Consider the following 26,625-nt stretch of genomic DNA (forward strand, 5'->3'; position numbering starts at 1 on the left):
ACTTTGAGTCTACGTGAGGAAGATCAACAATATGGTCTTGGCATGGACGTGCGGCCGACGCAACCGACGACGAGAACCGAAGCGGGAGCACGCGGCTACGTGCCGACAATTAATGCGCGTGAATCATGCGCATTAGGCAGTTGTCGATGACGTGCTCGTCGGCACGCTCTGGGTGCAGTGCGGCTGCTGCAAGTTGCTGAAATTGTTCTTCTTGCTGGCTTGTGAGCCCACAGCCCGGTGCGGGCTGCCGTGAATCTGCGTTCCACATAGCCCTCAGCATAGCTGACGACTATCGCGGCGGGTTCATCATGGCTAGGAATCACTGGATCGACCAGCCGCACGGTCTTGCTCCCGCGTGGCTGCTTTCTCCTTCGCTTCCCGCGCCGCGCGTACGCTTGCCGACGGATGTGCCTCTTCTGTCGCCAAACGCTCGAATGCCAACGCCGCCAAGGCTGCGGCCTGATCGCCGAGGATCGAATCGTTGAAATTAATCTTCGGTGAGTGGTTCCAATCGCGCAGGTGCTCTGGTTTTTCCGGGTTTGCGGTACCCAAAAACACGAAGGTTCCTGGAATCTGAGCGAGCACAAAGCCGAAGTCCTCCGAAGCCATCATCGGTGCGTCGAAAGGCTGCACCGCATCTTCACCGAACATCTCGCCCCACACAGAGGCTGCGAACTTGGTTTCCCGGGCATTCGTCTTGGTGGTCGGATACAGCACCTGGAAGTCGATATCGACTGAGCATCGATGGGCGGCTGCGACGTTACCGGCCACCTCTGCGATCATTTGGCGCACCGAATCAATCTTTTCATCACGCAGCACGCGGACCGTCGCACCCAACGTGGCGGTATCCGGGATCGCGTTGAATGCGCCTTCGCCAGCGCGCACGTTAGTTACGGTTACCACTATCGGGTCGAGGGCATCGAAACGCCGCGTAATCGCCATCTGCAGCGAAGTCTGAATCTCGGCCAAAGCCAGCACCGGGTCGATGGCATCGTGCGGGCGCGAGCCGTGCCCTCCTTTACCTGTAACCGTAATGGTCAAGTTGGATGACGACGACATCATCGGCCCAGGCACGTAGTGGAAAGTGCCATAATCCTGCGGTCCGACATGAATGCCGTAGGCTGCGATCGGACGCCGGCCAGCGGCATCGAGCACGCCTTCTTCGATCATTGGCGCTGCCCCGCCTGGGCCTTCTTCTCCGGGCTGGAACATGAAGATGATGTCACCGGCAAGTTCTTCACGGTAACGGCACAAGATTTTCGCCGCCCCGACCAACCCCGCGGTGTGCAGATCATGGCCGCAGGCATGCATGTAATCGTTTTTCGAGGCAAACGGCAGGTCAAGGCGCTCACGCACGGCCAACGCGTCCATGTCTCCGCGCAACAAAACCGATACGGGGTGGTCTCCCCTCTTGCCGCCGCGCAACACCGCGATCACCGAAGACAGCCCGTGGCCGGTGGTGATCTCTAGCGGAAGCCCCTCTAAGGCGTCCAAAACTTTTTGTTGGGTGCGCGGCAGATGCAAGCCGATCTCGGGGTGTTCATGCAAATCACGACGCAGCTCTTGCAACTGGCCAATGACTTCCTCTGCTGCGCCGCGGAACACTTCCCCCACTGGCTGGCCTCCAACCGTCGCCCGCACAAATTCCAGCGGCCCCTGCGCTGGTGCGCTACGTGGCGGAAGGCCTTGTCCTTGGGCTTGCGGCTGGCCAGGGGCTGTCGGGCGGCCGACGCGTCCCGGGCGGGCGGAACGACGGTTGGTCAGCGGATTGAACTCTGGCTGTTGGGATTCTGGGCCGGGCACGGGAAGTAGCACATCCTTCAACGAGAAAAATTTCGGTAACGAGGTATGCCCTTCCACAGTAGTCAATTGTGCGATTGACCGCGCAGCGTCGGCCGCAGGTGCACGCGCCGCCAATTCTTGCCCCACCGACGGAGATTCGCCGATGCTTGTCGACGGCTAGTCGGCGGCTTGCTGGCGGCTAGTTGTCGTCCGTGGACAACGCAGCGACGAAGGCCTCCTGCGGCACATTGACCGAACCCAACGATTTCATGCGCTTTTTACCAGCCTTCTGCTTTTCCAGCAGCTTGCGCTTACGCGAAATATCGCCGCCGTAGCACTTCGCCAGCACGTCCTTGCGCATCGCACGGATATTTTCACGTGCGATGATCTTGGCACCAATAGCCGCCTGCACCGGAACCTCGAATTGCTGGCGCGGGATAAGCTCTTTCAGCTTCTTCGTCATCTTGTTGCCGTAGTGGTACGCATGCTCACGGTGCACAATTGCGCTGAAGGCGTCGACAGGATCGCCCTGCAGCAAAATATCGACCTTCACCAGATCAGCCAGCTGCTCACCAGCTTCTTCATAGTTCAACGAGGCATAGCCCTTGGTGCGCGATTTCAGCATGTCAAAGAAATCGAAGATGATCTCACCCAACGGCATGGTGTAGCGCAGCTCGACGCGGTCTTCAGAAAGATAATCCATTCCGCCCATCTGGCCACGCTTGGACTGACACAGCTCCATGGTCGGGCCGACGAAATCCGCGGGCACGATGATGGTCATTTTCACGATCGGCTCGTAGACCGAATCATGCTTACCCTCTGGCCAGTCCGCCGGGTTGTGCACGTACTGTTCCGTGCCATCTTCCTTGACGACGCGATAGGTCACCGACGGTGCGGTGGAGATCAAGTCCAGGTCGAATTCGCGTTCCAGGCGGTCGCGGGTAATTTCCATGTGCAGCAAGCCCAAAAAGCCACAACGGAAGCCAAAACCAAGCGCGACGGAAGTTTCCGGTTCGAAGGTCAGCGAGGCGTCGTTCAGCTGTAGTTTTTCTAGCGCGTCACGTAGATCCGGGAAGTCTTCCTGGGAAATCGGGAACATGCCGGAATACACCATCGGCTTGGGCTCTTCGTAGCCCTGCAACGGTTCTTCAGCGCCCTTGCTGGCCCAGGTGATGGTATCGCCGACTTTGGTTTCGCGCACGTCTTTCACGCCCGTGATCACATAACCCACCTCACCAGGGCCGAGGCCTTTGCAGGAAGTCGGCTTCGGCGAGACGATACCCATGTCCAGGATCTCCAGCTCAGTGCCGGTGTTCATCATGCGCACCTTTTGGCGTGGCTTGAGCTGGCCGTCGACGACCCTGATATAGGTGACGACACCACGGTAAACGTCGTAGACCGAGTCGAAAATCATCGCACGCGCGGGTGCATCGTCCGGATAATCGGTATGCGGTGGCGGGGTAAGCTCCACGACTTTATCCAGCAGCTCTACTACGCCTTCACCAGTTTTACCGGAGACATGCAGCACGTCTTCTGGTTCACAGCCGATGATATTGGCCAACTCCAGGGCATATTTTTCTGGATCGGCAGCCGGCAGATCAATCTTGTTGAGAACCGGGATGATCTCGAGCTCGTGCTCCATGGCGAGGTACAGGTTCGCCAGGGTTTGGGCTTCGATGCCTTGGGCCGCGTCGACAAGCAAGATTGCTGCCTCACACGCATCGAGTGCACGGGAGACCTCATAGGTGAAGTCGACGTGGCCGGGGGTGTCGTTCATCTGCAGCACGATTTCCTCGCCCTTATGCGGGCCAGAAGTCGGCACCCAGGGCAGGCGCACAGACTGCGCCTTGATGGTGATGCCGCGTTCGCGCTCGATGTCCATGTTGTCGAGGTACTGATCACGCATGTCGCGCTCGTCGACAACCTTCGACAATTGCAGGATACGGTCTGCCAGGGTGGATTTACCGTGGTCAATATGCGCAATGATGCAGAAGTTGCGCAGGCGTTTGGCTTCGGTGAACGTCTGCGCTGCAAAATTATTCGACATTACTTCCCATTACTTCCTCGGACTACCTCTCGTCATAAACTCCCACCAGCCTACCCAACGACGACGCACCACCAACAGCCAGCAACGACTAACGAAGTTTATGTGTGGAGATCGCTAGGATTACTACTATGTTTGCCGCACGACGGAAAAATAAGCGCTGGTCGCCGTCAACCCCGAATGAAGACCAACTGGAAAAAGGCCTGGCTTTAATCAACGAGCGTTTGGGGATGCACAACACCTCTGGCCGGTCCGTCGCGCGTGCTGCAGCAAAAATTCGGGTGTGGAAATCTCGCGCGTTGAACCGCACCATCTTTTATGCCCCAGACATGGATGGTCACGCGGATTCGGGTGAAGTCGTGTGGGTATGGACGCCGACCGACGGTTCGGAATCCCCGCCCCGCGAGCGCGCGGTCTTGGTCATCGGGCGCACGAGCAACAGTGTGCTGGCGTTGTTGATTTCACCAAACCCGACGCATGATCACGATCCACGGTGGACGAGCATCGGCACCGGCGAATGGGATGAGGCCGGCAGACCGTGCTGGATTCGGGTCGATCGGGTGTTGGAAATCCAAGAGCAGTACTTGCGGCGGCAAGGCGTATTGTTTCCGAAGCGACGCTTTGAACGCATCGCTGCCCGGTTGCGCAATGAACACCAGTGGGATTAACGGGCTGGTGGGATTAACGGGCTGGTTCTGCTAGTATCTATGAGGTTGCTCGTCTGTCGAGCTGCACCAAGCGGGGCGGTCAGGACCTTGGGTCCGCCCGATAACGGTTTGGTGACGCGCACGATGGCCATTGAAATACTGGTCAGCGTGCTGGAAATGCCCGGCAGAAGGAGTTTTCACGTCATTGTCTATCGACTATAAGAGGTATTTTCACCATGGCAAACATTAAGTCCAAGCAGAAGCGCATCCTCACCAACGAGAAGTCGCGTCGTCGCAACCAGCACGTCCGCTCTCGCGTTCGCACCATGATGCGCAACTTCCGCACTGCTGTAGAGGCTGGCGACAAGTCCGTTGCCGAGGAGAAGCTGCGCGTAGCTTCCCGTGAGCTGGACAAAGCTGTCTCCAAGGGTGTTTTCCACCGCAACACCGCTGCGAACAAGAAGTCCGGCATGGCCAACCTCTTCAACAAGATGGAAGGCTAATTCGGTTTTCTGCACCATCGTGCTTACTCGCACGCTAGCGGGTGAGTAACGAACTAGCGGCGCTATACCACACCGGCCTGGGCTCTGCCTGGGCCGGTTTTTCTATGCTCACTGTTTGCGAGCGGATACGCAATAGTCGAATAGACAATGCGCCTCAGCCTGCACGGTCAGTCATCCCCCACCGAAAAACGGGACCTTTTGTCAGATTTTGTGATTATTTTCAAACCAAATGTTATTGGAGTGAAACTATGCTAAGATATTGCAAAGCAGCGACAAGTTCTCGCAGCTAACCCAGCCCAACCATGCAAATATGCATCGAGAAAGGATCGATCATGAGCAACATTGCAGATAACTTGACCTCCCTGGTGGAATCCATCATCTCCGGCTTCACCAACGTCTTCGAAGACCTCATCCGCCTGGTTTTTTCCAGCAAGTAAATTACATAAATTCCCCACACCAGTAACTTTCTGGTGTGCACTCACCTAAAGAAAGATGGCAACAATGGCTGACAAAATCATCGCTTTCGTCGATACCCTAGGCAGCAAGCTGACCGAGGTACTCACCCAAATCATCAACGTAGTGCTTTCCTCCAAGTAGGCAGACCCTTTTGACTGTTCGGCTTAGCTGGACAGCTCTGCAACCCGCGCCCCTCGCCTGCGAGGGGCGCGTTTTTGTCATCTACCTACCAAAACCCCACCCCTAGAGTGACAGTGAGAATAATGAACAAATTTTTATGTTACGTATTTGCGGCACTTATCACGTCAGGTGAAATCATCCTGGGGATTCATGTTTCCGGCCACTAAGGCATTTGCCCCCACAACTAACTGCCCCTATTATTGGAATCGTAATGCAAGGAGAAACCCGTTTATCTCCGGGATTTTGAATTGCGGAGTTCCCATAAACTACTGAGGAGAAATCTATGCCTAAGGATGCAGTAAGCCCAATTGACCCAACCAACCCACTCGTTGCCGATGCACAGGCATCCAGCTTCGTTAACTTCATCGAGGCTATTGGCGTCAACATCGCAAATGTCATTTCCGCTATTGCTGAGCCATTCGTTCAGATCTTCACCGGCTCCAGCTTCTAATTCAGACTGAGCCCATAGAGCCCCCTAGAACCTAACAACTTTAGGCTCTAGGCCCCATCCGCTAGCGCACTTGCGTTAGCGGATTTTGTGTTAGCAACAGCTGTAGAGCCAAGGAAGACCATGCAATAGAAAAACCCCGACGGGATAAACCCACCGGGGAATTCTCAAGAGACTCGACTTCCGCAGGGAAGTCGGCCAACTAGCCTATTTTACTTCTTGAACAGGTTAGAGGAGGACTCGAACAGGGTTCCGCCCAGGCCGTCAACGCCGCCGAGCAGAGAGGTGAATACGCCGGCAACGGTTGCGAGTACGGTTTCAAAAAGTTCAGCGATCATTGTAGAAGTTCCTTTCGGATTGGGTTGTGCTTACAGATGGAATATAACCACGCTCGCATAAACGGCTGCAAACAGCACAAACAAGAAAAACTCGCGACAAACATGGGATTATTAGCTGAATTTTAGCTGTGTTATTTATGAATTTTTCTTAGAAAGACGCTCTTTGCATCCTTTGAACTGCATAAACATTTTGCTATTGAATGAAATGATTTCGTTACACCTTCTTTATACTGCCCCCTCACTTAGGTGTATTACATAACGGACGGCCCCATTTTTTAGGGGCAAAACTTTTACACAAAAAGTGATCCACAACACTCAATAACAACAGATTCTGGCTCTACTTTTCCGGTGTTGTTTTCGTCTACAGCACGCAAAAAGCGCCCAATCGAACTTCGATTGGGCGCCAGCAGACTATTCAGGCGTCTAACCGCCCACCATCGTGAGCAATCCATTGATTGCCAACGAAGCACCGATCACCACGAACAGCACGCCGGCAGCGATATCAATCCACGGACCTGCTGCAAGAACCCGGCGTCGTACAGCTTTCGTCGACAAGAAAAACGCCACCACGACGAACAATAAGAACGCAGATAGCGTTAGCGCGGCGATCACGGCGATCGCTAGCCCCAGAGATGGGCTTTGCGGCAACAACGGCGCGACGATCGCGGCCAAGAAGAGCACAATCTTTGGGTTCGCGATATTCGTCAACAGCCCCGTGCGAAACGCAGCTTTCAGTGAGCCCAGCCGCAAAGCGGCATCAGCAAGATCTACCGGCTTCACATTACGATCGCGCCAACCTGCCCTCGCCATGCTCAAGCCCATCAGAATCAACGCGATACCGCCAAGTAACTGTACGAAAGCCAGCAAGGACGGATACGCCGTCAACACCGCAGCGGCGCCAAAGACCGTGAGGCTGCACCACATCACCACGCCCAGCTGAATCCCCGCCGCAGCAGCCAGTGCATGCGTGCGTGAACGCGTCGCCAAGCGCATGATCAAAATCATGTCCGGGCCGGGGCTAGCGGCACCCGCGAGGTTGAGCGCGAGCAAGCTGGCCCACTGCGCTAGCGTCACTTGGTGTTCTCGAATCGCTCGAGCAGGTCCGCACGCTCAAACATGCGCGCAGTATCGACCGCCGTCGGGTGCCCATGGTTCGGGTCCGCACCTGCCTCCAGCAGCACGTCGACCACGGCATCTTCCTTTTTAAATACTGCCCCCGCCAGCGGCGACTGGCCACGATCGTTGAGCTTGTCGACGTCTGCGCCACGGGCGGCCAAGCCGCGCACCAAATCTGCATGCCCGTGATACGCAGCCATCATCAGCAGACTGTGGCCTTCGTGGTTCACCAGATCCGCATTCAGGCCATGTTCGACGTATTGCAGCAAGGTGGCGTTACCATCGCGGGCGAGATCAAAAAGCTTAGTGGCAAATTCTTGCAGCTGCTGATCATCGGCAGAATCGTTCGGGTGCGAGTTATCTTGCGTATTGTTTTCAGTCATAGCGACACAATATTAGCGCGCAAGTTCCGAAATTTTCCGCACCGCAGATTCCAGCGCGTATTCAGCATCGCCACCCTGGCCTTTAACCGTGGCATCCAGTTCCGCGATGATCATCACCGCTTGCGAAACGTTTTCCCCGCGCCAGCGCCGGGCCACCTTTAATGACTTATCCAGTAGCCACGGCGGCATGCCCAGCTGTCCCGCAAGTTTCTGCGCATTGCCGCCGTGCTCGGAATACAAGCGCGCAATAGTTCCCACCTTGCTGGCTAGTGCATACGCCAGCTTCACCGGTGGCTCCCCCAGCTGCAAGGCACGACGCACCGAAGCCACCGCCTGCGCTGTATGGCCCGCAACAGCAGCATCGGCAATGTCGAACCCAGATACTTCGGCCACACCTTGGTAGTACTCCCGCACTGCATCTTCGGTGACATTGCCATTGGTATCGGCTACCAATTGGCTGACCGCAGAAGCCAACTCGCGAAGATCAGACCCAACACCTTCTAACAGACCGTGGGTAACCTCCGGGCCCACGCGCACGCCATGGCGCCGGAACTCTTGGTTCACCCACCCAGCGCGCTCGGAAGGTTTAAGCTTGGCGACGTGATGGGTCTGGGCAAGCTTGTCGATCTTTTTCATGATCGCCTGATTGCGCCCTCCACCGGCATAAACGATGATGATTGTCACCGATGGCGCGGGATCCACACACGCCTGCAATAACAGGTTCAGCGGTTCTTTGCCCGCCGTTTCTGCGTGGGTGATCACCACAATGCGCTCGTCGCCAAACAGCGATGGACTCGTCGCCTCGATCAGCTCTGGGCCCGTTATATCCCCGGCGCGCAACGTGGTCTGGTGTACTTGTTCACCGTCGGCGGCGGCCTCGCGCACCTGCGCTGTCAGTTCCAAGCGCACGCGCTCGGCGAGGTATTCCTCATCCCCGGTGATCAAATGCACGCTTGCCGTCGTTGCCATGCCTCTATCGTGCCATAGCTGCCGCGCTCGCCCCGCGCGTTCAACGCGACGACACGAAAACAGGACACGGGAACCCGCGGCCAGCGCTCACGGCCACAATCAGCTATTAGAACGCACCGTTGTCAGCATGCTGGGTGCCATCAATGTGAATGGTCACCGGCCCGTCTCGATTGGGAAACACGATCGGGATTCCACTGGGTGTCGCTGTGGGGCGCGTCGCTGGTTTTCCCGACGAGTCGGTGACCACGATGGCGTCGATGCCCGGCGGGACGGTGGCAGGGTCGAATTGTCCGGAATAATCGGTGACCTGTTCTAGTTCCTTGACGACGAGCACGTTATCTGCGGTGATTTCTGCCTGTGGTGGTAGGCGCTGGTTCCATCCTGCCAGGAACATCGCTGCCACTAGCACCACGGTGGTGGTGCGGATAAAGCCGGCCAGTATCGCAGCGAGAATCCAGCCATAGGCGATCAGCGCCGCCCACGGGGAAATTTCTATGGTTGCTACCGGTAAGTCTTGTGCCCATTTGGCCACGCGATAAATCCACCACGCAGCTGGCTCGACGAATGCGAACGCTACTGCTTCGACAGCTATCGGCAGTGCCAGCACGGCCAAGACGGTGGCAGCGAGACCGATGATGAGTGCAGGGGCAATTGCTGGTGTCACCACAACGTTGGCAATCACGCTGACCACAGAAACCCGGCCGGCCAACAAAGAGACCAGAGGCATGGTCACGATATCGGCGGCGATAGATACGGCCAATGCGCGCACAATAATATCGGGCAGCCTGCTGCGCGCCAGCGGACGATAGAGCAACGGTGTCAGCGAAATGATGCCGGCGGTGGCGGCCACCGACAGTGCGAAGCCGAAGGCAACCGCAAGATCGCTATCAAAAAACAGCAGCGTGATCACCGCAATGCACAATGCGTGCAGCGGGGGCATCCGTGAAGAATTCATGATCGCTGCCAGGCCCACCAATCCGGTGATACTCGCCCGCAATACTGATGGGGCTGGCCCGACGACGCACACATATAATGCCAGCACACAACTAGCCGCGACCGATTGTCCCACCGGGCCCATGCGTATGGCCTTCGTCACTATTACCGCGGTGGCGACCACCGTGGCGACGTGGAGCCCGCTGACCGCGGTCAAGTGGGTTAATCCGGCGTCGATATACATTTGCCTCTCGGTACTGGTTTGCCCGCTTGTATCGCCCAACACCATGCCGGGAAGCAACGATGCGGTGTTCTCCCCCAAATACTGGTGGCTGGCCTGGTGCAACGATTGGGCCACTGAGTGCGCGAATTGCGCTATTCCTGTGGGCGGGGAGATCTCGGTGATCTCACCACGGACGACAACCGGGGCCAGCCCGGGGCGATCAGCCTCGCGATAGGTAGCGTCAACCACAATGTGTGCACCCCTTGCGAGCGCATCGGGGCGGTCAGGTTCTTGTGCAAACAGCGCCAATGTGGGTGCCAGCCCGTCGACGCTAACCGGAAGATAATAGCCACCGTGATCAAGCGGCTTAGGGTGGCCTGCCACCGTGGCATGCAGCTGTGTGGGATAGGCAAAAGCTGCCGCACGCCATAGCCGCACCGTGGCAATGAACACCGCGGCGCCGCCAAAACCAGCCACCAGCACGGCATGCTGCCACAACCTGCAGACCATGCACGCGGTCACTACGACGACCAGCAGCGCTACTGCCCAGACCGGCGAGCCTGTGACAAGCAGGAGAACCACTGCGCCCCAGCAGGTGGCTGCCGTGGGAACTAATCGCAGATCATGCATGGTGCACCTTCCTGGCTGGTAGGTGTTTCATGGGTGGACGACTTCGAGAGTTGCTGTGGCGTGGCGAAGACCGCGGGGTTACACGGTGACCTCATCTTGCAGACGAGAAAACTTCGCTGGACCAATCCCGGAGACCTCCAGAAGCTGATCTACAGAAGCAAAACCCCCATTGGATTCACGGAATTCGATAATCGCCGCCGCAGTGGCCTCGCCTACTCCATGCAGGGACATCAGCTCGGCCGCACTAGCTGTATTCAACGAAATCGGCCCAGCACCACCGCCGCCTAAGCCGGCCGCTGGCCCCGTGCCCTCGACTGCACCGGCAGTGCCGGGCGGAGCCGGGTCGTCCGGGCCCAGAACGACGATTTGTTGGCCATCGCGCAATCGCTCTGCCTGGTTGATGCGCAGCACATCGGCTTCGGGCAACACGTGTGCAACCGCAAGCGCGTCGGCAGCACGCGCACCGTCGGGAAGGGTCATCACCCCAGGGTTTTCCACCAGCCCGACCACCGAAACCACAATCTCATCGACGCGCTTACCACCGTCGGCAGTCGGAACTTCCGTCCCTGGACCTGCAGGCCCTGCCGAGTCTGCTTCTGCCGAGTCTGGTTCTTCCGCAGCCTGCTCCGCTACAGCGGCGAGCTGTTGTGCAGAATCAGACTCGTTGTCGCCAGAGCTGGCGAAAAACCACACCACACACGCAATAATCGCAACAACGCCACCGGCCAGTGCGGCCTTCGTCGTCACGGAAAACCTCGGCTGCGGGTAATCGACCGCCATGAGATCTTCTTCGCCAGTAGGCCGCAGCAACTCTGCAATGCGCTCACGTACGCGAGAAGAATCACCCCGCTGCGGCAGGCGAGCAAAAGAATCTGTGCGAGGCAGTTCAGTGTGAACAGCCGTTGCGTTCGGTGGTGTGGTCTCCATGACCGCGATCCTAAGACCGTCACAGGCCCCCGAAAACGGATTCATCACCAGCACTGTGAAAAACGCGATGACACGTCAACAAAAGGACGTGGTCTGTGGATAACTAGCCGTGAAACCGCTGTGCAAAGCTAACCACGAATCCGCCGCGCAAAGCCAGCACAAAAAGCCTAATCAGCGACTGTAAAAACCGCGGAGACCCCCACCGCACCGGAGCCGACATGGATACGCAAAACCTCATCCATTTCCTGCACCATCACCGAAGAACCGGTAGCTAAAGCATCAACCAGTAGGTCATATAACGTATCTGCGGCATCTTCGGCATCACTATGCTGAATGGCAACAAACGCGGGCTCACCGCCAGCTTCTTGCGAGATCAACTCCACCAGCTTGTTAAAAGCCTTCGTCTGCGTGCGGGTTTTGCCGACCAACTCCAGTTTGCCCTCGACAAACTGCATGATCGGCTTGGTCGCCAGCAGAGCAGTCGAGAGCATCGCAGTCGTCGTCGACAAGCGACCCGAACGGCGCAAATCATCAATGCGGTGCAAATACACCCACGTCGCTGAGCGTGAAAGCACACCTAATGCGGCATCGTGGCATTCGTCTAAGCCCGCCCCCTGTTGTGCGAGCTTCGCCGCAGTCATCACCGCAGCGCCCATCGCCATCGCAATCGCAGGCGAATCGATAATGCGAATCTCGTCGTCGTCAAAAAGCCCCACCGCCGTCTGGGCAGACGTCCAGGTCGACGACAATTCTTTCGGCAAATGCAGCACTAACACGCCATCGCCCTGGCTGCGCTCGACCAAACGGCCATAGGCCGCAGCCAACTCCAACGACGACAAACCCGCCGTAGAACGCTCCACCGAGCCATCCTTGGCGGTTTTTTCCACCACGTGCAGATCCAGCACAGTGATGCCAAGTTCTGCGATTACGTCCTCATTCAAACTCGCTGAGGAATCCGTGACCACCTGAACTGCCATTTAATCCCCTCGGCCCATATTCCAGCCCTCCAGGAACCACTGGGCAGTGCGGGCATCAGCAGCATCCGTGAAACGCGGCGCGCGCTTTGGTGCCGACGGGTCAAACCCTGGGCGAGCGACCAGCTTGGCCCAGTGCGTGTTCTTCAGACTGGAGAGCATCGGAAATTGTGCAACTTCCAGGTTCAACAGTGCGCAGGCCAGCGCCGCAATCGCGCCGTTATGCGCGACCAGCAACACGCCGCCGTCGTCCCATTCGGAATATTCTTCCATCAACTCATCGACAACCGGGCGGATACGGTGGCACACATCCACACGAGACTCGCCACCCGGTGGAGTCCACGTCGCATCATTGCGCCACTGCGCACGACTGCCCGGGTACTGCGCGTCAACCTCAGTACGCGCCATCCCCTGCCATTCACCCAAGTGAGTTTCGCGCAAACGGCGATCAGTGGTCACCGGCAGGCCCAACCGTTCCGCGATATAACCGGCGGTGGTTGCCGCTCGGCTCAAATCCGAGGCGACGATGCGGGTGATGGGGACGTCGGCAAGCATCTCTGCTGCCTGGCGGGCCTGGGCATGGCCCCGCTCGGAAAGTTCGGTATCGAGCTGACCCTGCATCCGCCCGGAGGCGTTAAAGGTCGTCTCCCCGTGACGGACGAGGTACAGCGCGCGTGTCATGGGTGCTCGCCGCCCACCACTGGAATATCGTCGATACGCTGGGCAGAACGAACCTGCTCGCCATCAGACTCGGTGTAGGTACCTGGCCGGTGATATTCCACACCGTCTACCTCTACCAGCGGGCAATCGCCATACAGACGGTCAAGCCCATAAAAATCACGCTCGTCGTTGTGCTGCACATGGACGACGATATCGCCGTAATCTAACAGCACCCAGCGATAATCACGCTGGCCTTCCCGACGCAACGGCTTGCGGCCGGCATCTTTGAGATCCTCTTCAATCTCGTCGACGATGGCCTTGACCGCACGCTCCGTATCCGCCGAGGCAATGATGAAAACCTCGGTAATGCCCAAAACGTCTGAGACGTCCATGGCAGCGATATTGGCCGCGGATTTTTCATCGGCGGCGCGAACGGCCACACCCGTGAGTTCGCGAGCGGTATCAGTAACGGTCAATGCAGCACCTTCCTTAGTACAACGAGGCTTGAGTGTGTGTCAGCTTCGGCGCAAACCCAAGCGTAGATATATTTTCGCACGAAAAGATTACTTTGGGCTAGTTTTGAGAAGTTTTTCGGCATATAAATTGTTTTTCGAAATATATTGCACCACCCCATCCGGCACCAAGTACCACACCGGACGCCCTTCCTCAGCGCGTCGTCGAATATCAGTCGAGGAAATCGCGAGAGCGGGAACGTCGACAAGATCAACGCGACGCTGATGAATATCCGGCATCATCGACTCAGACAGCTCGTAACCAGGACGCGTAACTGCAACGAACCGAGCCATCTCGAACATTTCTTCCCAGTTATGCCAGGAGACGATATTCGCCATGGCATCGGCACCTGTGATGAAGAACAGCTCTGCGTCCGGGTAGGCTTCGCGCAGATCACGCAACGTATCGACCGTATAGGTATCACCTCCGCGGTCGATATCTACGCGGCTGACCCCAAAGCGGGGATTGGATGCGGTTGCGATCACCGTCATCAAATAGCGCGACTCTGCGGCGGTGACCTGCTTTTCGGCTTTTTGCCACGGTTGGCCAGTGGGCACGAAGATCACCGAATCCAGTGAGAATTTGTCTGCGACTTCGCTGGCAGCAACCAAGTGCCCGTTATGGATTGGGTCGAAAGTTCCGCCCATCACCCCGATCCGCTGCCGCGCGGGGTTAGCTGGGCTGGCGTGCTCAGCATGCTTGACCGGCTCAGCTTGCTTGTGATTAGCCATTCACGATCCATTCTGCGAGTTCATCAACAACGGCACCATCGTCAGGATAATCGATCAGGAAATAATCACCGTGGATTCCCGCGCCGCCGCCCCCGGCAGCAGACCATTGCCCACTCGCGGGTTACCCACCGTCGACGGATCACCGGCACCGAGTTGCGGGTTGCCGAGATAGACCACGCCACGCAGCTGGCCTTTCTCATGCAAATGCTGCTCCAGGTGACTCAACACGATCGAGCCTTGCGAATAACCGAACAAAATATAGTCCGGCTGGCAGCCGGTGCGGTGTTCAAAATCCGCAACAAAGCCTGGAGCGTTGGCAATGCCGGATCGCAGGCTGTTCACCAAACCGGAAATGGCCTCATAGGCGATGGCGTGCGGGGTGGTCTCAAAATTTTGTTCCGAACCCCGCGCAGCAATAATCGCCACCTCCGGGCACCGCTGCTCCGGGGTGGCGATCGGATTTTCTAGTGCAACGCCAGCCTGCGCAGCCGAGGCGGTGGCTCCAGCAGCGCTGATGGCACTCAGACCAAGGAGTGCAACAACAAGAGAACGTGACCCGCAAGAAAAATTCATATCAGGAATTATTGCAGGTCACGAACCCAAATGCGAGTCTGTTTATGGGCGTAAGCTCCGCGCCTTATGGGCGGGTATGGCCTGTGCCCTGCAGAATCCACTTGCTCGAGGTCAGCTCTGGCAAAGCCATTGGCCCACGCGCGTGCAATTTCTGGGTGGAAATACCAATTTCTGCACCCATGCCATATACCTCACCGTCGGTGAACGCGGTCGAAGCATTCAACATGACGGCGGCGGCATCGACTTCGTTAGCGAATTGCTGCAAGATATCGGCATCCTGTGCGGCAATGCCTTCGGTGTGCCCGGTGCTCCACTTCTGAATGTGAGCGATTGCGCCATCGACGCCGTCGACAACCTTGGCGTTGATATCCATCGACAACGATTCTTCGGCCCAATCTTCTTCCGTAGCTGCAACGGCATCTTCCACGCCAAAGCCAGAAAGCTCGCTGACCTCACCGTGGATGGTGACCTCTGCATCTTGCAGGGCACGAACCACTTTCAGCTTGTCTTCATCGCTAAGCGCAGAATCCAGCAACACCGTTTCGGTGGAGTTACAAACAGAAGTACGACGAGTCTTGCCGTTAACCACCATCGCGATGGCCTTATCCAAATCAGCAGACTTGTCGACGTAGAAGTGGCAGTTACCGGTACCGGTTTCGATCGTTGGCACGGTAGCGCCCAGCACGACGGCGTTGATCAAGCCCGCGCCACCGCGTGGAATAACCAGGTCCACCAAACCGCGGGCGGTAATCAAGTCCTGCACGGAATCGCGGGAATCACACGGCAGCAATTGCACTGCCTCGCGTGGGTGGCCGAGCTTCTCCAGCGTATCCTGCAGCAGCTCAACCAGCTGTTTATTGGATTCACGGGCAGATTTCGACCCACGCAACAGTGGAACGTTACCCGATTTGATGGCCAAGCCGAATGCGTCGACGGTGACATTCGGGCGGGCTTCATAAACCATGCCCATCACGCCGAGTGGCACGCGCACCTGCTTCATCTCGATGCCGTTATCCATCGTCGACCCCTGCAGGATCTCACCTACCGGATCCTGCAATCCTGCGACCAGACGCAAGCCATTGGCAATGCCAGCAATACGCTCTTCATCCAAACGCAAGCGGTCTAGCAGCTGATCCGTCAAGCCAGCTTCTTTACCATTGACGATATCGCGCTCGTTGGCGCCGAGGATGAGGGAAGTATTATCCAGCAAGTGCTGGGCCGCAGCTTCCAGGATTTCATTTTTCTGCGGGGTAGAAAGTTGGGCGATCACCGGGGCCACGTCCTTAGCAGCGCGAGCCTTGGTGAGCACCTCCTCGCGCTCCTGAGCACGTTCGGGTGACAAGTTTTCCGTAGCTTGATCAGTCATGTCACCCAGTATACGTGTTTAACAATGTGCTTCCAGGACAGTTTACGGCTGGTAGAGCAACTACCAGGTGGTTTTTCGCCGCTGCCGCGAGCTTTCTTAATAGCCTGCCTCGATATCAACTTCTGTCGGCATGGTCTCACCGGCCGCGAATGCCTCCATGTTTTTCAACATGTGCGCGCCAATGCGATCACGAACGGAATACAGCGGGTTCGCCAGGTGCGGGGTAATCACGCATTGCGGCATTGCCCACAGCGGGTGCCCGTCTGGAAGCGGCTCCGGTTCGGTGACATCCAGGCCGGCACCGGCGATTTCGCCGTTGCGCAGCGCCTCGACCAAATCATCAGTGTTCACCAACGGCCCACGGCCGACGTTGATAACAACCGCCGAATCCTTCATCTTGGCAAACGCCGCGGCATCCACAACATGGTGCGTCTCGTCTGTCAACGGCATCAACAACACAAAATAATCCGCGCGCGGCCACACAGAATCTAATTCAGTGCTCGGCACCGTCTCGTCAGCGCCCAACACCGGATTACCAGACCGGTTGACCGCGATAATCTCCGGCCCAAAGCCAGTCAACATCGCAATGAGCTCTTCGCCAATACCGCCAGCACCGACGATGGCAACGGTGGAATCGTCGGACAAGAAGCGCGTCTTCGGTTCTAGCTCTTCTTGCAACCACGTTTCGGCTTGCGTAGAGGGTTTGTGCGCATGCAGCTGCGCCAGCAGCAAAGCGATAGCCGATTCCGCGACGGTCTTATCGTATAAGCCCGCGGCATTCGCCCACCGCGTCGACGAGTTTTTCATCTGCTCGGAAAAGGCATCAACGCCGGCTAAGTGCAGCTGCACGAAGCCCAGTGATTCCGGGATCTCCGGCATCTCATCTGGGCTGCCGTTAAAAAGCATGCAATCGGCGTCGCCAAGCTCATCGACACGAGTGTGCCCGGCATCTTCAAGGGTCTGTTGTACTTTGTCCCAATTGTTGGGTTGCATCACGAACTTCATGAGCCCGAGGTTACAGTGATTTAGCGGCACACGACGTGCCAGAGAAAATTTTTACCGTGTGCCACTAAAAGTTTTACGACATGCAACAGAAAGTTTTACAGACGCGATGCGTAGTTAGACAGGTAGTCGGCGTGGACGACTGGGCGTTGCATCTCTTCTGGCATTTCTTCGGTCTTCTTACCGATGATCGATTTCAGTGCCGACGACGAGTAGTTGACCTCGCCACGGCCCACGACCTCAGAGTTTGGCCCGACAATATCCACAATTTCGCCTGCGCGGAATTCACCGTCGACATCGGTGATACCCACGGCCAACAGCGAGTTGCCGCCGCGGGTAACAGCCTTAAGCGCGCCTTCGTCCAAACGCAGGGTTCCGCCGGCATCGGCAGAGTACAGCGCCCAGAATTTCCAGGCGGACAGCCGACGTTCTTCGCGGGTGTGGAACACGGTGCCGATGCGGGCATCTTCCAGGGCCGGGCCGATGTTCTCGGCGGAGGTCAGCAATACTGGCACGCCGCCACGGGCAGCCAGGCGGGCTGCGGAAACCTTCGAGGCCATACCGCCGGTACCAACTTTGCCGCCGTCGCCTGCGGCCACGCCCTTCAGATCTTTACCGGTCACGACCTCATCGACGAAGTTAGCATCCGGTTCTGCCGGGTTCTTGTCATACAAACCGTCGACGTCGGAAAGCAAAAATAGCGCATCCGCCCCGGTCAGGTGAGCCACGATTGCCGAAAGGCGGTCGTTGTCACCGAAGCGCATTTCGGAGGTCGCCACCGTGTCATTCTCGTTCACGATGGGCACCGCTCGCAAAATGCGCAGACGATCAATAGTGCGCTGCGCGTTACGGGTACGGTCGCGCCTACCAGCATCTGAGGCAGTCAACAGGACCTGGCCGCACGTACGGTTGTAGCGCGCAAACGAACGCGACCACTCGTAAGCCAAGTGCACCTGACCAACGGCCGCGGCCGCCTGCTTCGTTGCAAGATCCTGCGGGCGCTCGGTCAGACCCAGCGGCTTCATCCCGGCGGCAACCGCACCAGAAGAAACCACGATGACGTCGGAAAATTCCATGCGGGCCTGCAGCGCATCAACAATGTGATCGATCTTTTCCGGCGATACGGAAAAGTCTTCTGTCAACGAAGAGGAACCAATCTTGACGACGACGCGCTTAGCGTTGGTGATTTGCTTACGCAGCTCGGAATCGTGGCCCATAGCCAAGCTGTCCAGGGACTCTTTGGGTGGGTCCGGGAACTTCACCTCCGGAGAATCATCGTGGTACGGATCCAGTGGGAGGTGGGCATGAATGTCACGGTCATGGGCGTTATGAGGCATACTGTGTAGTTTACAAAAATCTGCGCCGGTTCTCACCCATCACGCACACCGCATGTTTAACCCTGCCAACGCTCCCGATCAGCTTGTTCGTTGTCCACATCGTCGTAGACCAATTCGTCGATCAAACCACGGCGTGCCTGCGAGGCGCGTTTACGCTCAGCGGCCGTGGCACGCTGGGTGGTTTCCAAACGAGCGTCGCGTCCACGTCCGGCCAGGGTTGGGTCGCCACCGATCATCGGCTCCCACTCGAAGGTGATCTCGCCAATCGTGACCGGGCAGCCTTCGACGGCTCCTTGGCGGAACAGTTCGTGCTCTACCCCGGCACGCGCCAAGCGGTCGGCCAAGTAGCCGATGGCTTCATCGTTTTCGAAGTCCGTCTGGGTAATCCAGCGTTCAATCTTCTTACCCGTGACGACGAATCCACCCTCGACTTCTTTATCCGGACGCACAGTGAAATCAGCATGGTGGCCACCGCGCTTAGCCCCGCGCCCGGTAACTGCCTGTGGGCGAATGATTTCTGCAGCTGGCTTGTCGTCGGCTGCCGGGCGTGCAGCACGGTCGGATTCGACGATTTCTGCCAGTTTATAGCGCAACGCATCCAGGCCCTGACGCGCGACAGCAGAGATGATGAAGACTGGCCAACCGAATTGTTCTTCTAGGTCTTCTTTCACAAATTCCGCAAGTTCGCGAGCTTCTGGCACATCAGCTTTGTTCAGCACGATCACGCGCGGGCGCTGCATGATATCGCCGAGGCCGGTGTCTTCGTCCAGAGCATCCTGATACTGAGCCAGCTCGTGCTCCAGGGCCTCGATATCCGAGACTGGGTCGCGGCCGGGCTCAATCGAGGCCGTATCGACGATGTGGGCTAACACCGCAGTGCGCTCAATGTGGCGCAAGAATTCCAAGCCGAGGCCTTTACCTTCGGATGCTCCGGGGATCAGGCCAGGAACATCGGCGATGGTAAACACGGTCTCTCCTGCGGTAACCACACCCAAGTTGGGGGTCAAGGTGGTGAATGGATAATCTCCAATTTTCGGTTTTGCGGCAGAGAGCACCGAGATCAGCGAAGATTTACCTGCCGAGGGAAAGCCCACCAGGCCGACGTCGGCAACGGACTTCATCTCCAGAATGAGGTCGTGTTCTTCACCGGGTTCGCCGCGCAGGGCAAAGCCTGGCGCCTTGCGCGCAGCGTTCGCCAGCGCCGCGTTACCCAACCCGCCGTAGCCACCTTCGGCGGCCATGAAACGCGTTCCCACCGTGGTGAGATCAGCGAGCATCTCGCCTTGCGCGTTACGGACGACGGTGCCGACGGGTACGTCCAGAATCAGGTCTTCGCCGCGCTTGCCTTGGCGGTTGTCACCTTCGCCATTTCCACCGCGCTCAGCCTTGATGTGTGGGCGGAAGTGGAAATCGAGCAGGGTGTGGACCTGATTCGATACCTCAAGGATGATGTCCCCGCCGTGGCCACCATTGCCACCGTCGGGGCCACCGAGGGGCTTGAACTTCTCGCGGTGCACCGAGGCACAGCCGTGCCCGCCGTCGCCTGCAGACAAGTGCAGGGTTACTCGATCAACAAAGCGAGACATGGCGCGGGACCTTTCTGGAGAATTCTCTTACGGTGCATGATGCTGCGGCTGCACGGTTCTTAGGGTGCATGTTAAAGCAAAAACGCGCAGCCCCACATTCAGGTGGGAACTGCGCGCTGGAGCCTTGCTGCGGCTCCGACGAGAAGCTCAGCGTGTTATGCGCTGGCTTCTGCGGCTACTTCTTGTGCCGGAACGATGTTGACGATACGACGTCCGCGCTTTACGCCGAAGCTGACGGAACCAGCTTCCAGAGCGAACAAGGTGTCGTCGCCGCCACGGCCAACGTTCTCACCTGGGTGGAACTTGGTGCCACGCTGACGGATGATGATCTCACCAGCGTTGACTTTCTGGCCGCCGAATCGCTTAACGCCGAGGCGCTTGGACTCTGAATCGCGACCGTTCGAGGTGGACGATGCGCCCTTCTTGTGTGCCATTGTGCTATCCCCTTAGTGCTTTACTTAATACCGGTGATCTTAACGACGGTCAGTGGCTGACGGTGACCCTGACGGCGCTTGTAACCGGTTTTGTTCTTGTACTTAAGGATCCGGATCTTTGGACCCTTGGCTTGTTCTACGATTTCAGCGTTGACGGAAACACCGCTGAGCTCATCAGCCTTGGTTTTGACGGTTGCGCCATCGGCGAGCAGAACCGGGGTAAGAGCCACGGCATCGCCTGGCTCGCCCTCAAGCTTCTCAACCTTGACGAGGTCACCTTCAGCAACCTTGTACTGCTTTCCGCCGGTCTTGACGATCGCGTACATGGAGGGTTACCCCTTATCTATACTCGGCTCGGAGCCATCCACCCCGCTCACACGGTATGGAAGCCCCAAGATGGACTTTAATTTCTTAAGCGTTATTCGCCGCGCGTTCCAGCCAGCTTAGTCAAACAGCTGACTGTCTACATAGCTACCTACATAGCCACGCGCAGGCGCATAACAGCGACTGCCCAAGACTACCGTGTACACGCCCAAAAAGACAAACCCAGCTATTTCTTCACTGGCTTGCGCACCACCCGACGGCGCCGAGTGCTCTTGCGCACCACGCCATCGGCATCATCGCGCCGCCGTTTCTTGTCGACGGATTGCGCTCCCGCACGGCCAGCCTGCGCCCCAGACTGCTCGCCGGTGCGCTGCTCAGCAGCATCATCGCGGGCTGCCGATACCCGCCGGACGACGCGACGGCGCTTTGCGCTCTTGTGCACCGCAGCTTTGCCTTCCGATTTGGCCGTGCGCTGGTCGCTAGGCTTTTCTGCGGATTTCGCTGTGGATTTCTCTACAGCTTGCTCCGCAGCTGCACCGCGCGTCTGCTCATCGCCAGCGCGGTCTGCGTTGCGGAAATCTTCCGGGCGCGGACGATGGTCCGAACGCGAGTTGCCACGGGTACGTCGGCGACGACGCGGGCTCGCCTCGAATTCTTCTACCGCCTGTTCATACGATTCCTGGCCTGCACGTGGCGCCTCATCGCCGTGCTTTACGCGAGGTTTCTTCGAACGTCGACGTCGACCGGATTTCGCGGTAGCAGCGTCTCGGTCAGCGTCCTCATCCGCAGCTGCTGCGTGCTGCGACTGCGACTCCGACTCCGGTTGCGCTTCCGTGTGCTGCGTTCTGATGACGCTCGCGGCCAAAGACTCGAATTCTTCGGCACTCGCGCGCTGCCGGTCATCTTCGGCATGCCCGGCGCGCTCACTGCGGTCAACGCGCCCTGCTGCCTGCTCGTTTACGTCGTCAAGCGCCTCGTCGCTCGTCGTCGACACTCGATCGCGGCCGTAACCATTTTCCGGCTCCTGATGATGCGTTTTCGCGGCCGCCTCTGCCTGCTCCCGAGCATCAACCGGATCGCTGTTGATCACCACGCCACGGCCCGCACAGGTCGGGCACTCCATGCCATAGGCTTCCAGCAAACCGGTGCCGATACGCTTGCGAGTCATCTGCACCAAGCCGAGGCTAGTGACCTCAGAAACCTGGTAACGGCTGCGGTCTTGCGTGAGACGCTCTTTCAAACGCCGCAGCACCAAATCCTGGTTTTCTTCCAGCACCATGTCGATGAAGTCCATGACGATCATTCCACCCAGATCGCGCAAACGAATCTGGCGCACAATCTCGTCGACGGCTTCCAGATTGTTGCGGGTGACGGTTTCTTCCAGGTTGCCGCCCTTGCGCTTGCCCGTGAACTTGCCGGTATTGACGTCGATGACGATCATCGCCTCGGTACGGTCGATCACCAACGAGCCACCCGACGGCAACGAGACGTGGCGCGACAGAGCCGACTCGATCTGCTCATCGATGTGATAAGCCGTGAACGAATCTTTCCCGTCGAACTTGCTGGCATCGTGTTTTTTGATGCGCTTGAGCAGGTCCGGCGCGATAGATTTCACGTACGAGTAAATGACGCTATAGGCACGATCGCCGTCGACGATCAGCTCGCTGTAGTCTTCGTTGAACAGATCACGCACGACTTTGACCAGCATGTCTGGTTCTTCAAACAGCGTGACCGGCGTGGTGGACTGCGATTCTTTTTCTTCTTCGACGCGCTGTTTAATGTGCAGCCACTGGTTGTGCATCCGGTCGACATCTGCCGCGATGGCGCGTTCCGGAACGCCTTCGGCTGCCGTGCGGATGATGGTTCCGCCGTCGTCAGGCACGACGCGATCCAGCATTTCTTTCAAGCGCGAACGCTCCGGTGCGGGGAGTTTGCGGGAAATCCCCGCATTGTGGCCGCCTGGCACATAGACCAAGTAGCGTCCCGAAAACGAAATGTGCGCGGTCAGACGTGCGCCCTTGTGGCCAAGTGGGTCTTTGATGACCTGCACAAGCACCTGATCTCCAGGCTTCAGCGCAGCCTCGATACGACGCTGCCGGCCGTTGAGACCTCGCGCCTTCCAGTCCACCTCACCCGCATACAGCACGGCGTTACGCCCCTGCCCGATGTCGATGAACGCAGCTTCCATGTTGCGCAGCACATTTTCGACGCGCCCCAAATAGATGTTGCCGATGATCGAGCCCTGGTTATCGGCGTTGACGAAGTGCTCCACCAACACGTCGTCTTCCAACAGACCCAGCTGGGTGACGGTTCCTGGCCCATCGATGCGGGGGCGTTCGCACACGATCATCTTGCGGGTGATGGCGTCACGACGTTCCTGGAATTCGCTCGCAGAAACGATGCGTTCGGTTTTACGCGTTTCTTCGCGCAGTTCATTGCGGCGTCGGCGTTGCGCCTCGAGGCGGGAGGAGCCGCGTAGTCCACGTGGTTCGTCGATCTTTTCGACGTGCTCGTGCTTGTCGGCTTTGTCGTCGCGGTTGGATTTCGCTGCACCTTTGCCGGATTTACCGGCTTTGTCGGAGTTGTCGGTTTTGCCGGCGTTGTCGGTTTTTTCGGCGTTACCGGCATTGTCAGCGTTGCGTTCTTGTTTAGCGTGCTCGTACTGGGAATTGTCAGACTTGTCGTTCTTGTCTGGTCCGGCAGCCTCTGCAGCGCCACGTCCGCGCGCGCCACCGCGACGGCCGCGACGACGACGCCGACCGCGCGAATTCGTGCTCTCCCTGCGCAAGTCGTCGTCGGCAGCAATGTCTGCCTCCGCACCGCTCGCCTCACCTGCGTCCGCCCCGCGAGCGTCAGCAGAAGCGATCGTCCCGGTTGCATCTTCGGCTTGTTCTGTGAAGGCAACGATATCGTCGATCTCGGATTCAGAAATTCCCTCCGGCACGTCAGGCGCACGGAAAACGGGAACGTAAGCATTCATGGTTGGCTCTGCAGGGGCAGGCACGTCCGGGCTTGGCGCTGCAGCGGGCTCGGCGGTTACATCCTCAGGCTCGTCGGCTGAACCGTGCTGGTTGCTATTCTCGGCGTTTGCGACCTCACCGGATGGCGCCTCGACTGCAGATGCGGTGATTTCAGCATCCACCTTTTGCGCGATCTGGTTGATCTCGTTTTCAACGTTTTTGCGCACGCGGTGGCGCAGTTTTTCGTCGGCAAGCTTGTCCGCAGCATCCTTGTCTGAGGCGACGTCTTTCGTCGTCTTTTCTTTCGCCGTCGTTTCTTTCGCCGCTTTTTTAGATTCGGCCTTTTTTGATGCAGCCTTTTTCGCCGTCTTTTCTTTCGCCGTAGTCTTTTTCGCTACAGCTTCCTCATCCTTGTCTGCTGCGGTTTTAGCTGGTTTCGTCTCTGCAGGCTGCTGGTCAGCCGGCTTCTTGTCTGCGGATTGCTGGTCTTCCGGCTTCTTGTCTGCAGGTTGCTGGTTTGCCGACTTCTTGTCTGCAGGTTGCTTCTGGGTCTGCTTCGTTTGGGTTAGCTTTTCCTCTGCAGATTTCTTCCCTGAAGTTTCTTTCTTTGCAGGCTGCTTGGCTTCCGCAGAAGCAATATGGTCCAACACGGCCGTAATCTCTGTTGGCGAAACATTCGACTGCGCCCGCTTCGAGATCTGCAGCACCGCCAACAAGTCAATCAACTCGCGTGAGGAAAACCCCAGGTTCTTCGCCAACGTGTACACACGGGTTTTCTCAGGCCAGGCCGCGCTTGTCAGCGTCGAGGCTTTTTCAATTGTTTCCGGGTTAAATTTCACCGCTATCATGTCTCCTGACATCATGTTGTGCCCCGGGCGCAGCCATCCGGCCGCTGCCGCACAGGGCATCGCAAATATTTAAATATCAAGCTCACACCGAGCTTTTCCTACAAAACTTTGTGTTGTTATTTTCTTCGTCTTCGCGCCTGGCAGTTTGCCGCCCGCGCAGGAACAACACACCTGGCATTATGTCACAGAGTTCTTTACGACGAACATACGCGCTGGTCTAACTGCCACCAGGAATCTGCCTTGGACAATTCTGCGTAATTAAAATGAGAGCTAGCTGCCGGCCAGAGTAAACCCTAGTTAGACTAAGGGCATGCTCAGCAGAAAGGGTCACCACCGTTCGACAACCACACAATTGTTTTTTAACGCTGCCGCCACCGTGCCCGCAGGGCTTGGTTATGCCTTGATACTGCACGAACACTGGCTGTGGGGGCTGCTGAGCTTCGCATGTTTCATGGCCACCGGCGTATGGACGATGCGCGATCATGCGGTAACTGTGTCTACCGAAGAATACCGGGATACCGACTACACCCCGAAGCAAAAGCTCATGCTGTATCTTCCGTTATTCCCGTGGGGAGGAATTTTGCCGCTCCCATTTGCACAATTAGACGGTGTGCTCCACCCAGCTGCTTCTATCGCGGCGACCGCAGCAGTAGCGACCATCGGCTTGGCCTTCCAGATCCTCGGCATGAATATCGGGCCACGACGCGTCGGAAAGCGACGGATCCAGCAGGTTCTTGCGAAAAGCGATCTGGAGGCTGTTACCCGTGAGCGCCTTGAGATCGTGGCCCAAAACCCGAAGGTGCTTCGAGACCTGTCGACCATCGGCGCCGGGGATAATGTATTCGTGAAAGTCGCCGAGTTTGCAAGCGCTAGCCGCCGTGACACTGATGACTTGATCGCGGAGCTCGAGGAGCTGCGCAAAGCTGGTTTGGTGGATGCGCAGAAAATCACCGTGCGCGAGCAACCGCACAAATGGAAATATAGCTTAACCCCTGCTGGTATTCAGTGCTTGCAGCACTACCAGCAGGGGCGTTAGCGGGGTTCTGTTCCGGGCCGCGTCACTGAGGTGCGTTCCTGCGCTCCCGTTAGTGCGGGGTTTGCAACGCCACCCTTGGCACAGACATTGGCAGCAATCCCTAGCTACGGTCAGTGTGTCTTTTTTACAAATAGTGCTACGAAATCGCCGGTTTTGCGGCCACTATTTGTAAAATTCGCACATAAACTGCGGCGGGTTGTATAAATACACGGAACGAGAACACCGAATGGATACAGATTCTTGGAACCCGAACCCGCTGCTTACAGGTTCGGGAACCAGATTCCGATCTCGCGCTCGGCAGATTCTGGCGAGTCCGAGCCGTGCACAACGTTTTCTGCCACGGACAGGGCGAAGTCACCACGGATGGTGCCTGGGGTGGCCTTGCCGACGGGATCAGTGCCGCCAGCCAACTGACGCCACGCATCGATGGCACGCTCACCTTCGACGATGCCGGCGATCAGAGGTGCAGAGGTGATGAACTCGACGAGCTCACCGAAGAATGGTTTATCTGCGTGCTCGGCGTAGTGCTTTTCTGCGGTTTCGCGGTCGGCCACGCGCAGGTCGAGTTCTGCCAGGCGCAGTCCTTTGCGCTCAATGCGGGAGATGATTTCTCCCACGTGGCCGTTTTGTACGCCATCGGGCTTGATCAAGATCAAAGTACGTTCAGTCATGGCATCCATTCTACAACTTCCGCTCTACGAC

The 26,625-nt window shown here is 57.7% G+C and carries 26 protein-coding genes; 4 read left to right on the forward strand and 22 right to left on the reverse strand.

The genetic code is table 11. The annotated features are described in order from the left end of the window. Positions 1-109: 109 nt before the first annotated feature. The 3 genes from U1140_RS03820 to lepA form a co-directional block, all read right to left on the reverse strand. Complete coding sequence (locus U1140_RS03820) at positions 110-268, reverse strand: hypothetical protein (protein ID WP_369846180.1); 159 nt, start codon at positions 266-268, stop codon at positions 110-112. A 44-nt stretch (positions 269-312) separates the two neighbouring features. Continuing rightward, positions 313-1,764, reverse strand: a complete 1,452-nt coding sequence (locus U1140_RS03825) for a M20 metallopeptidase family protein (RefSeq protein ID WP_369846277.1) — start codon at positions 1,762-1,764, stop codon at positions 313-315. Between the two features lie 217 nt (positions 1,765-1,981). Further along, positions 1,982-3,829, reverse strand: coding sequence for a translation elongation factor 4 (gene lepA / locus U1140_RS03830; protein ID WP_369846182.1), 1,848 nt, complete (start codon positions 3,827-3,829; stop codon positions 1,982-1,984). Positions 3,830-3,957: 128 nt separating this feature from the next. Between lepA and U1140_RS03835 the strand changes: the two genes are divergently transcribed. The 3 genes from U1140_RS03835 to U1140_RS03845 all read left to right on the forward strand — a co-directional run bounded on the left by U1140_RS03835 (position 3,958) and on the right by U1140_RS03845 (position 6,063). Beyond that, positions 3,958-4,494, forward strand: coding sequence for a type II toxin-antitoxin system PemK/MazF family toxin (locus U1140_RS03835; protein ID WP_369846184.1), 537 nt, complete (start codon positions 3,958-3,960; stop codon positions 4,492-4,494). A gap of 215 nt (positions 4,495-4,709) precedes the next feature. Continuing rightward, on the forward strand, positions 4,710-4,976 hold the full coding sequence (gene rpsT / locus U1140_RS03840) for a 30S ribosomal protein S20 (protein WP_369846186.1): 267 nt from the start codon (positions 4,710-4,712) through the stop codon (positions 4,974-4,976). A gap of 919 nt (positions 4,977-5,895) precedes the next feature. Then, a complete protein-coding gene (locus tag U1140_RS03845) occupies positions 5,896-6,063 on the forward strand; it encodes a hypothetical protein (RefSeq protein WP_369846187.1) in 168 nt (55 codons plus the stop codon). A 209-nt stretch (positions 6,064-6,272) separates the two neighbouring features. Here the strand turns inward: U1140_RS03845 and U1140_RS03850 are convergent, their stop codons facing one another. The 18 genes from U1140_RS03850 to U1140_RS03935 form a co-directional block, all read right to left on the reverse strand. After that, on the reverse strand, positions 6,273-6,398 hold the full coding sequence (locus U1140_RS03850; protein ID WP_369846189.1) for a hypothetical protein: 126 nt from the start codon (positions 6,396-6,398) through the stop codon (positions 6,273-6,275). A gap of 423 nt (positions 6,399-6,821) precedes the next feature. Continuing rightward, a complete protein-coding gene (locus tag U1140_RS03855; protein WP_369846191.1) occupies positions 6,822-7,472 on the reverse strand; it encodes a LysE family translocator in 651 nt (216 codons plus the stop codon). Next, positions 7,469-7,897, reverse strand: a complete 429-nt coding sequence (locus U1140_RS03860) for an ankyrin repeat domain-containing protein (RefSeq protein ID WP_369846194.1) — start codon at positions 7,895-7,897, stop codon at positions 7,469-7,471. The genes U1140_RS03855 and U1140_RS03860 overlap by 4 nt, the downstream gene beginning before the upstream one ends. A 12-nt stretch (positions 7,898-7,909) precedes the next feature. Next, entirely contained in the window at positions 7,910-8,866 is a 957-nt protein-coding gene (gene holA, locus U1140_RS03865) for a DNA polymerase III subunit delta (protein ID WP_369846195.1), read from the reverse strand. A 106-nt stretch (positions 8,867-8,972) separates the two neighbouring features. Next, complete coding sequence (locus U1140_RS03870; RefSeq protein ID WP_369846197.1) at positions 8,973-10,652, reverse strand: ComEC/Rec2 family competence protein; 1,680 nt, start codon at positions 10,650-10,652, stop codon at positions 8,973-8,975. Positions 10,653-10,730: 78 nt separating this feature from the next. Then, complete coding sequence (locus U1140_RS03875; RefSeq protein ID WP_369846199.1) at positions 10,731-11,579, reverse strand: ComEA family DNA-binding protein; 849 nt, start codon at positions 11,577-11,579, stop codon at positions 10,731-10,733. 167 nt (positions 11,580-11,746) lie between these two features. After that, positions 11,747-12,556, reverse strand: coding sequence for a DegV family protein (locus U1140_RS03880; protein WP_369846201.1), 810 nt, complete (start codon positions 12,554-12,556; stop codon positions 11,747-11,749). After that, complete coding sequence (locus U1140_RS03885) at positions 12,557-13,234, reverse strand: histidine phosphatase family protein (RefSeq protein ID WP_369846202.1); 678 nt, start codon at positions 13,232-13,234, stop codon at positions 12,557-12,559. Then, a complete protein-coding gene (gene rsfS / locus U1140_RS03890) occupies positions 13,231-13,689 on the reverse strand; it encodes a ribosome silencing factor (RefSeq protein WP_369846204.1) in 459 nt (152 codons plus the stop codon). The genes U1140_RS03885 and rsfS overlap by 4 nt, the downstream gene beginning before the upstream one ends. Before the next feature lie 87 nt (positions 13,690-13,776). Continuing rightward, positions 13,777-14,457: a nicotinate-nucleotide adenylyltransferase gene (gene nadD, locus U1140_RS03895; protein WP_369846206.1), complete on the reverse strand. Its 681-nt coding sequence runs from the start codon at positions 14,455-14,457 to the stop codon at positions 13,777-13,779. Between the two features lie 54 nt (positions 14,458-14,511). Next, positions 14,512-15,030, reverse strand: a complete 519-nt coding sequence (locus tag U1140_RS03900; protein WP_369846207.1) for a hypothetical protein — start codon at positions 15,028-15,030, stop codon at positions 14,512-14,514. 64 nt (positions 15,031-15,094) lie between these two features. Beyond that, the gene (locus U1140_RS03905; RefSeq protein WP_369846209.1) at positions 15,095-16,396 is read right to left on the reverse strand and encodes a glutamate-5-semialdehyde dehydrogenase; all 1,302 of its coding nucleotides are present in this window, start codon (positions 16,394-16,396) and stop codon (positions 15,095-15,097) included. 96 nt (positions 16,397-16,492) lie between these two features. Further along, positions 16,493-17,401, reverse strand: coding sequence for a D-isomer specific 2-hydroxyacid dehydrogenase family protein (locus U1140_RS03910; RefSeq protein WP_369846211.1), 909 nt, complete (start codon positions 17,399-17,401; stop codon positions 16,493-16,495). Positions 17,402-17,496: 95 nt separating this feature from the next. Continuing rightward, positions 17,497-18,735: a glutamate 5-kinase gene (gene proB / locus U1140_RS03915; protein WP_369846212.1), complete on the reverse strand. Its 1,239-nt coding sequence runs from the start codon at positions 18,733-18,735 to the stop codon at positions 17,497-17,499. Between the two features lie 56 nt (positions 18,736-18,791). Next, the gene (gene obgE, locus U1140_RS03920; RefSeq protein WP_369846214.1) at positions 18,792-20,321 is read right to left on the reverse strand and encodes a GTPase ObgE; all 1,530 of its coding nucleotides are present in this window, start codon (positions 20,319-20,321) and stop codon (positions 18,792-18,794) included. 155 nt (positions 20,322-20,476) lie between these two features. Next, positions 20,477-20,755, reverse strand: a complete 279-nt coding sequence (gene rpmA / locus U1140_RS03925; RefSeq protein WP_369846215.1) for a 50S ribosomal protein L27 — start codon at positions 20,753-20,755, stop codon at positions 20,477-20,479. Between the two features lie 20 nt (positions 20,756-20,775). Beyond that, the gene (gene rplU, locus U1140_RS03930; RefSeq protein WP_369846217.1) at positions 20,776-21,081 is read right to left on the reverse strand and encodes a 50S ribosomal protein L21; all 306 of its coding nucleotides are present in this window, start codon (positions 21,079-21,081) and stop codon (positions 20,776-20,778) included. Positions 21,082-21,305: 224 nt separating this feature from the next. After that, positions 21,306-24,887 (reverse strand): translation initiation factor IF-2 N-terminal domain-containing protein, encoded by a 3,582-nt coding sequence (locus U1140_RS03935; RefSeq protein ID WP_369846218.1) that lies wholly within the window; start codon positions 24,885-24,887, stop codon positions 21,306-21,308. A 310-nt stretch (positions 24,888-25,197) separates the two neighbouring features. Here U1140_RS03935 and U1140_RS03940 point away from each other — a divergent pair, with 310 nt between their 5' ends. Next, the gene (locus tag U1140_RS03940; RefSeq protein ID WP_369846219.1) at positions 25,198-25,923 is read left to right on the forward strand and encodes a hypothetical protein; all 726 of its coding nucleotides are present in this window, start codon (positions 25,198-25,200) and stop codon (positions 25,921-25,923) included. Positions 25,924-26,183: 260 nt separating this feature from the next. Here U1140_RS03940 and ndk read toward each other — a convergent pair whose 3' ends face one another. Then, positions 26,184-26,594 (reverse strand): nucleoside-diphosphate kinase, encoded by a 411-nt coding sequence (gene ndk, locus U1140_RS03945; protein WP_306514816.1) that lies wholly within the window; start codon positions 26,592-26,594, stop codon positions 26,184-26,186. Positions 26,595-26,625: the final 31 nt, after the last annotated feature.

Origin of the sequence: Corynebacterium drakensteinense, from assembly GCF_041224285.1 — a bacterium.
Lineage (GTDB): Bacteria > Actinomycetota > Actinomycetes > Mycobacteriales > Mycobacteriaceae > Corynebacterium.

Bases quoted from the DNA above. Each gene is read 5' to 3' on its own strand.
- U1140_RS03820 (WP_369846180.1), bottom strand. From the start codon at position 268: ATGTGGAACGCAGATTCACGGCAGCCCGCACCGGGCTGTGGGCTCACA.
- lepA (WP_369846182.1), bottom strand. From the start codon at position 3,829: ATGTCGAATAATTTTGCAGCGCAGACGTTCACCGAAGCCAAACGCCTG.
- U1140_RS03835 (WP_369846184.1), top strand. From the start codon at position 3,958: ATGTTTGCCGCACGACGGAAAAATAAGCGCTGGTCGCCGTCAACCCCG.
- rpsT (WP_369846186.1), top strand. From the start codon at position 4,710: ATGGCAAACATTAAGTCCAAGCAGAAGCGCATCCTCACCAACGAGAAG.
- U1140_RS03845 (WP_369846187.1), top strand. From the start codon at position 5,896: ATGCCTAAGGATGCAGTAAGCCCAATTGACCCAACCAACCCACTCGTT.
- U1140_RS03850 (WP_369846189.1), bottom strand. From the start codon at position 6,398: ATGATCGCTGAACTTTTTGAAACCGTACTCGCAACCGTTGCCGGCGTA.
- U1140_RS03860 (WP_369846194.1), bottom strand. From the start codon at position 7,897: ATGACTGAAAACAATACGCAAGATAACTCGCACCCGAACGATTCTGCC.
- holA (WP_369846195.1), bottom strand. From the start codon at position 8,866: ATGGCAACGACGGCAAGCGTGCATTTGATCACCGGGGATGAGGAATAC.
- U1140_RS03870 (WP_369846197.1), bottom strand. From the start codon at position 10,652: ATGCATGATCTGCGATTAGTTCCCACGGCAGCCACCTGCTGGGGCGCA.
- U1140_RS03875 (WP_369846199.1), bottom strand. From the start codon at position 11,579: ATGGAGACCACACCACCGAACGCAACGGCTGTTCACACTGAACTGCCT.
- U1140_RS03880 (WP_369846201.1), bottom strand. From the start codon at position 12,556: ATGGCAGTTCAGGTGGTCACGGATTCCTCAGCGAGTTTGAATGAGGAC.
- U1140_RS03885 (WP_369846202.1), bottom strand. From the start codon at position 13,234: ATGACACGCGCGCTGTACCTCGTCCGTCACGGGGAGACGACCTTTAAC.
- nadD (WP_369846206.1), bottom strand. From the start codon at position 14,457: ATGGCTAATCACAAGCAAGCTGAGCCGGTCAAGCATGCTGAGCACGCC.
- U1140_RS03900 (WP_369846207.1), bottom strand. From the start codon at position 15,030: ATGAATTTTTCTTGCGGGTCACGTTCTCTTGTTGTTGCACTCCTTGGT.
- U1140_RS03905 (WP_369846209.1), bottom strand. From the start codon at position 16,396: ATGACTGATCAAGCTACGGAAAACTTGTCACCCGAACGTGCTCAGGAG.
- U1140_RS03910 (WP_369846211.1), bottom strand. From the start codon at position 17,401: ATGAAGTTCGTGATGCAACCCAACAATTGGGACAAAGTACAACAGACC.
- proB (WP_369846212.1), bottom strand. From the start codon at position 18,735: ATGCCTCATAACGCCCATGACCGTGACATTCATGCCCACCTCCCACTG.
- obgE (WP_369846214.1), bottom strand. From the start codon at position 20,321: ATGTCTCGCTTTGTTGATCGAGTAACCCTGCACTTGTCTGCAGGCGAC.
- rpmA (WP_369846215.1), bottom strand. From the start codon at position 20,755: ATGGCACACAAGAAGGGCGCATCGTCCACCTCGAACGGTCGCGATTCA.
- rplU (WP_369846217.1), bottom strand. From the start codon at position 21,081: ATGTACGCGATCGTCAAGACCGGCGGAAAGCAGTACAAGGTTGCTGAA.
- U1140_RS03935 (WP_369846218.1), bottom strand. From the start codon at position 24,887: ATGATAGCGGTGAAATTTAACCCGGAAACAATTGAAAAAGCCTCGACG.
- U1140_RS03940 (WP_369846219.1), top strand. From the start codon at position 25,198: ATGCTCAGCAGAAAGGGTCACCACCGTTCGACAACCACACAATTGTTT.
- ndk (WP_306514816.1), bottom strand. From the start codon at position 26,594: ATGACTGAACGTACTTTGATCTTGATCAAGCCCGATGGCGTACAAAAC.